This window comes from Streptomyces sp. NPDC059456 (assembly GCF_042750055.1).
Classification (GTDB): Bacteria; Actinomycetota; Actinomycetes; order Streptomycetales; family Streptomycetaceae; genus Streptomyces.
Genome location: NZ_JBHYVA010000615.1, coordinates 1 through 5,234, shown reverse-complemented (window position 1 = coordinate 5,234; position 5,234 = coordinate 1). Strand labels below are relative to the sequence as shown.

The 5,234-nt window shown below is 72.0% G+C and carries 4 protein-coding genes; 2 read left to right on the top strand and 2 right to left on the bottom strand.

Annotated features, from left to right (window positions below; genetic code table 11):
* Window positions 1-761: crotonase/enoyl-CoA hydratase family protein (locus tag ACFXA3_RS34775; protein ID WP_385193690.1), on the bottom strand; the 761-nt coding region annotated here is incomplete at its 3' end.
* Window positions 762-947: 186 nt separating this feature from the next.
* Here ACFXA3_RS34775 and ACFXA3_RS34770 point away from each other — a divergent pair.
* Window positions 948-2,579, top strand: a complete 1,632-nt coding sequence (locus ACFXA3_RS34770; RefSeq protein WP_385193688.1) for an acyl-CoA synthetase — start codon at window positions 948-950, stop codon at window positions 2,577-2,579.
* A gap of 145 nt (window positions 2,580-2,724) precedes the next feature.
* Here the strand turns inward: ACFXA3_RS34770 and ACFXA3_RS34765 are convergent, their stop codons facing one another.
* Window positions 2,725-3,588, bottom strand: a complete 864-nt coding sequence (locus ACFXA3_RS34765) for an alpha/beta fold hydrolase (RefSeq protein ID WP_385193685.1) — start codon at window positions 3,586-3,588, stop codon at window positions 2,725-2,727.
* Between the two features lie 142 nt (window positions 3,589-3,730).
* On the opposite strand from ACFXA3_RS34765, the gene paaK reads away from it, so the two are divergent.
* Window positions 3,731-5,032, top strand: coding sequence for a phenylacetate--CoA ligase PaaK (paaK, locus tag ACFXA3_RS34760; RefSeq protein ID WP_385193683.1), 1,302 nt, complete (start codon window positions 3,731-3,733; stop codon window positions 5,030-5,032).
* Window positions 5,033-5,234: the final 202 nt, after the last annotated feature.

Here is a 5,234-nt window from a genome sequence, read left to right as displayed (position 1 = left end):
GCCCGCGCCCCATGCTTCGGGTTGGCCTTGTATACCCCGGGCCACCCCCGCACCAGTTCGGAGGCCAGCCCCTCCCGCTCGGTCATCTCGGCCGTGTCGTAGACGGAGGCCTTGACGGCCTCGACGGCCAGCGGCCCGCACGCGTTGACCTGCTCGGCGATCTCCAGCGCCGCCTCCAGCGCGCCCCCTTGCGGGACGACCCGCCCGACGAGTCCGATCCGGGCGGCCTCCTCGGCCGAGTAGGGGCGTCCGGTCAGCAGCATCTCCAGTGCGTGCGTCCGCGGGATCTGCCGGGGCAGCCGTACGGTCGAGCCGCCGATCGGGAACAGGCCGCGCTTGACCTCGAACAGCCCGAAGGTGGCGCCTTCGCCCGCGATCCGGATGTCCGTGCCCTGGAGGATCTCGGTCCCGCCGGCCACGCAGTAGCCCTCCACGGCCGCGATCACCGGCTTGCGCGGCCGGTGGTGGCGGAGCATCGCCTTCCAGTGCAGGTCGGGGTCGGCCTTCAGCCGGTCCCGGTACCGGTCGCCCGCCATCCCCTTGCCGGCCAGCGCCTTGAGGTCCATTCCGGCGCAGAAGTCGCCGCCCGCGCCGGTCAGGACCACGGAGCGGACCGTGTCGTCGGCGTCCGCCTCCAGCCATCCGTCGTAGAGCCCCACCAGCAGCGGCAGCGAGAGCGCGTTCTTCGCCTCGGGCCTGTTCATGGTGAGCACCAGCGTGGCGCCGTGGCGTTCCACCGTCAGGTGTTCGGTCCCACCCATTGCCGTCCTCCCGTCTCAAGACCTAGAACAGGTTGCAGGAGGGCAGGATGCAGTTCAATAGTTTTCTGACACCCAGTCAGATTTTTGGGCGACGCCCTTCCCACTTGGGCTGGGCGACGCTCTAATGACCGCCGGGCTGCACGGCCATGGCCCGGAAACGGGAAACCTCGGGGGTGAGGAGGAACGGTGGAGTACAACCTTGCCGACCTGTTCGAATCGGTCGTCGACGTGGTCCCGGACCGCGAGGCCCTGGTGTACGTGGACCACCCCGGCACCGGCGCCGAGCGCCGCCTGACGTACGCGGAGCTGGACGCCGCGGCGAACCGCATCGCGCACCACCTGCTGGACAGCGGGCTGACGGCCGGCGAGCACCTGGGCCTGCACCTCTACAACGGGATCGAGTACCTCCAGACCGTCCTGGCCTGCCTCAAGGCCCGTCTCGTACCGGTGAACGTCAACTACCGTTACGTGGAAGAGGAACTGGTCTACCTCTACAACGACGCCGATCTCGCCGCGCTGGTCTTCGAGGGCGAGTTCACCGGCCGGGTGGCCGCCGCCCTGCCGCAGACGCCGAAGCTGCGCCATCTGATCCGCGTCGGGCCCGCCCCCGAGGGCGCTCCGCAGCCGTCCGTCACCCCGGTCGCGTTCGCGGACGCCGAGGCGGCCGGTTCGCCCGGGCGCGGGTTCGCGCCCCGTTCCCCCGACGACCTGTTCATCATCTACACGGGCGGCACCACCGGCATGCCCAAGGGCGTCATGTGGCGCGCGGAGGACCTGTTCTTCGCCGGGCTGTTCGGCGGCGAACCCTCGGGCGAGCCGGTGAAGCGGCCGGAGGAGCTGGCCGAGCGGGTCGCGGCGAAGGGGGCGGGACTGACCTTCTTCCCCGCTCCCCCGCTGATGCACGGAACGTCGACGCTGACCTCGTTCATCGCCTTCAACTACGGCCAGCGGGTGGTCATCCACCGCAAGTACGCACCGGAGGAGGTGCTGCGCACCATCGAGAAGGAGAAGGTGTCGAGCGTCTCGCTGGTGGGCGACGCGATGCTCCGGCCGCTCATCGACGCCCTGAAGGGCCCGCTCAAGGGGACCGACCTGTCCTCGCTGTTCAGCGTCTCCTCATCCGGGGCGATCATGTCGGAGACGGTCCGGGCGGAGTTCCGGCGGCTCGCACCGAACGTGCTGCTGCTGAACAACTTCGGCTCCTCGGAGTCCGGTTCGAACGGCAGGGCAGCCGACGACTCGGGCCCGGAGAAGGGCTTCCGCCTCGTGGTCAACGACCGCACGCAGGTGGTGGACCCGGTGACGCACGAGCCGGTGCCGGTGGGCGTGCCGGGGCGGCTCGCGCAGCGCGGCCACGTCCCGCTCGGCTACTACAACGACGCGGCGAAGACCGCCGAGACCTTCTTCCGGAAGGGCGCCGAGCGGTGGGTGCTGCTCGGGGACATGGCGACGGTGGACGAGGAGGGCATCGTCACGGTCCTCGGGCGCGGCTCGCAGTGCATCAACACGGGCGGCGAGAAGGTGTACCCGGAGGAGGTGGAGCAGGCGCTGAAGTCCCATCCGGACGTGTACGACGCCCTGGTCGCGGGGGTGCCGGACGCGAAGTGGGGCAGTCACGTGGCGGCGGTGGTCCAGGTCCGCGAGGGCGCCCCCGAGCCCACGCTGGACGAGATCCAGCGCCACTGCCGCACCAGGCTGGCGGGATACAAGATCCCGCGGCAGCTGGTGGTGACGCCGGCCATCCAGCGCTCGCCGAGCGGCAAGGCGGACTACCGCTGGGCGAAGTCGGTGGCGACGGAGGCGGACGCGGCGCGCTGACCGCGCACGATCGCGGCAGCCGGCGGACTGGCCCGCTACGGACGGCGGGCGGGCCCGCTGCGGACGGCGGCGTGCGCCTCCCGGGTCCCGCCCAACGCCGCGCGGTCCGGGCGGCCGGACCGGCCGGAGCGGCCCCGTCCGCCGGTCAGGCTCCGGTGGCCAGGAAGCGCTCCACGCGTGCCGCGAACCACTGCGGGTCGTCCAGCCACGGGAAGTGCGCGCCGCCCGGCTGGACGTCCGCCACGCCCTGTGGGAAGAGCCCCGCGAGTTCGGCGGCGAGGCCGGCCGTCGGGTTGCTGTCCAGTTCCCCGGCCAGCACCAGCACCTCGCCCGTGACGCCGCGCAGGGCGGCCCGGGTGGCAGGCGGGTCGAAGGCGCCGGGGCCCGCGAAGGCGGCGCTCGCCGCCGCGTTCTTCTCGCGGTCGCTCGCGCCGATGTGGGCGCGCACCTCCTCGTCCCAGCGCCCGTAGGCGAGGGGCATCGTCTCGCGCCAGTGCGCCGGGGTGGGGGCGCCGCCGGCCTCCAGGATGCCGAGGATCCGCTCGTACGCGGCGACGGCCGTGTCGTACGGCTCGCCCCCCGCCCGCTTGCGGACCACCTCCAGGCGCTGCTCCGGGGTCGAGTCGAGGCCCACGGCCCAGCAGGTCGGGGTGATCAGGGCCAGGCGGCGCAGCCGGTCGGGGTGCGCGGCCGCGTACAGCTGGGCGAGGTTGCCGCCGGCGGAGTGGGCCAGTACGTCCATGCGGTCCAGACCGAGGTGGATCCGGAGCGCCTCGACGTCGGCGACCTGGTGGTCGACCCGGTAGGTGGACTCGTCCGACGGGACCGCGGAGTCGCCGGTGCCGCGCAGGTCGAGGAGGATCAGCCGGCGTCCGGCCGTCAGTCCGCCGAGGTCGCCCAGGTAGGCGGAGGCCCGCATGGCGCCGCCCGGGAGGCAGACGAGCGGTTCTCCCTCGCCCCGGACGTGGTAGGCGAGTGCGGTTCCGTCGTGGGTGTTGAAGATCGGCATGGGCCCATCCCATCATGCGATCACTCGTTCGAGTCATTGATTTAGCCGCCGGGCTGGGGCAATCTACCGAATGATCGGTCGGTTCTATGCGGGCCGGACCCGGGTCCAGGCTCGGGGCCGCGGCCCACGATGGGGTGACGGCATGACGGCGTACGGCGATGTCCACGACGACGGCGAGCGGCTGAGCGGCGACGAGCTGGCCGCGCTCCAGCTGAAGCGGCTGCGCGCCACCCTGAGCCATGCCTACGAGCGGGTGTCCCACTACCGGCAGGCCTTCGACAAGGCCGGCGTGCACCCCGACGACTGCCGCTCCCTCGCCGATCTGTCCCTCTTCCCGTTCACGACCAAGGCCGACCTGCGCGACCAGTACCCCTTCGGCATGTTCGCGGTGCCCCGTTCCGAGGTGCGCCGCGTCCACGCCTCCAGCGGTACGACCGGCCGCCCCACCGTCGTCGGGTACACCGACGGGGACCTGTCCACCTGGGCGGACGTCGTGGCCCGGTCCATCCGGGCGGCGGGCGGCAGACCGGGCCAGATGGTGCACATCGCGTACGGGTACGGCCTGTTCACCGGCGGGCTCGGCGCACACTACGGCGCGGAGCGGCTCGGCTGTACGGTCGTCCCCGCGTCCGGCGGGATGACCGACCGCCAGGTGCGGCTGATCCAGGACTTCCGGCCCGAGATCATCATGGTGACCCCCTCGTACATGCTGACGCTGCTGGACGAGATGGAGCGCCAGGGGATCGACCCGCGCGGCACCTCGCTGCGGACGGGCATATTCGGCGCGGAGCCGTGGACCGAGGAGATGCGCCGGGAGATCGAGCAGCGGCTCGGCATCGACGCGGTGGACATCTACGGGCTGTCCGAGGTGATGGGTCCGGGCGTGGCCCAGGAATGCGTGGAGACCAAGGACGGTCTGCACATCTGGGAGGACCACTTCTATCCGGAGGTCGTCGACCCGTTCACCGGTGAGGTGCTGCCGGAGGGCGAGTCCGGGGAGCTGGTGTTCACCTCGCTGACCAAGGAGGCCATGCCGATCGTCCGCTACCGGACCAGGGACCTGACCCGGCTGCTGCCGGGTACGGCTCGGCCGGCCTTCCGGCGGATGGAGAAGGTGACGGGCCGCAGCGACGACATGATCATCCTGCGGGGCGTCAATCTGTACCCGACGCAGATCGAGGAGATCCTGCTGCGCACGCCCGGCCTGGCACCGCACTTCCAGCTCCGGCTGACCCGTGAGGGCCGGATGGACGCCCTGACCGTACGGGTGGAGGCCCGCCGGGGGGCGGACGCCGGTCAGCGGAGGGCCGCGGCGGCCGCCGTGGTCCGCGCGGTCAAGGAGGGCGTCGGGGTCTCCGTGGCCGTCGAGGTGGTCGATCCGGAGACCCTGGAGCGCTCGGTGGGCAAGATCAAGCGGATGGTGGACCTCAGAGGAGCCGGGTAGCGCCGCGCAGGCCCGGGGCGGACGTCCCCCGGACGCCGAAACCACCCCTTCGGGCCTACTTCGGGGGCGCCTCCGGGAGCGGGCTGGCCCCTCCGGGTAGTCCATGAGGCGTGACCTCGATCTTCCGCCGGCTCCATGACCGGCTCCAGGCCTCCCCGGCCGGGCTGTCTTGGATCCGGGTTCGGGCGATGGAGCTCATGCA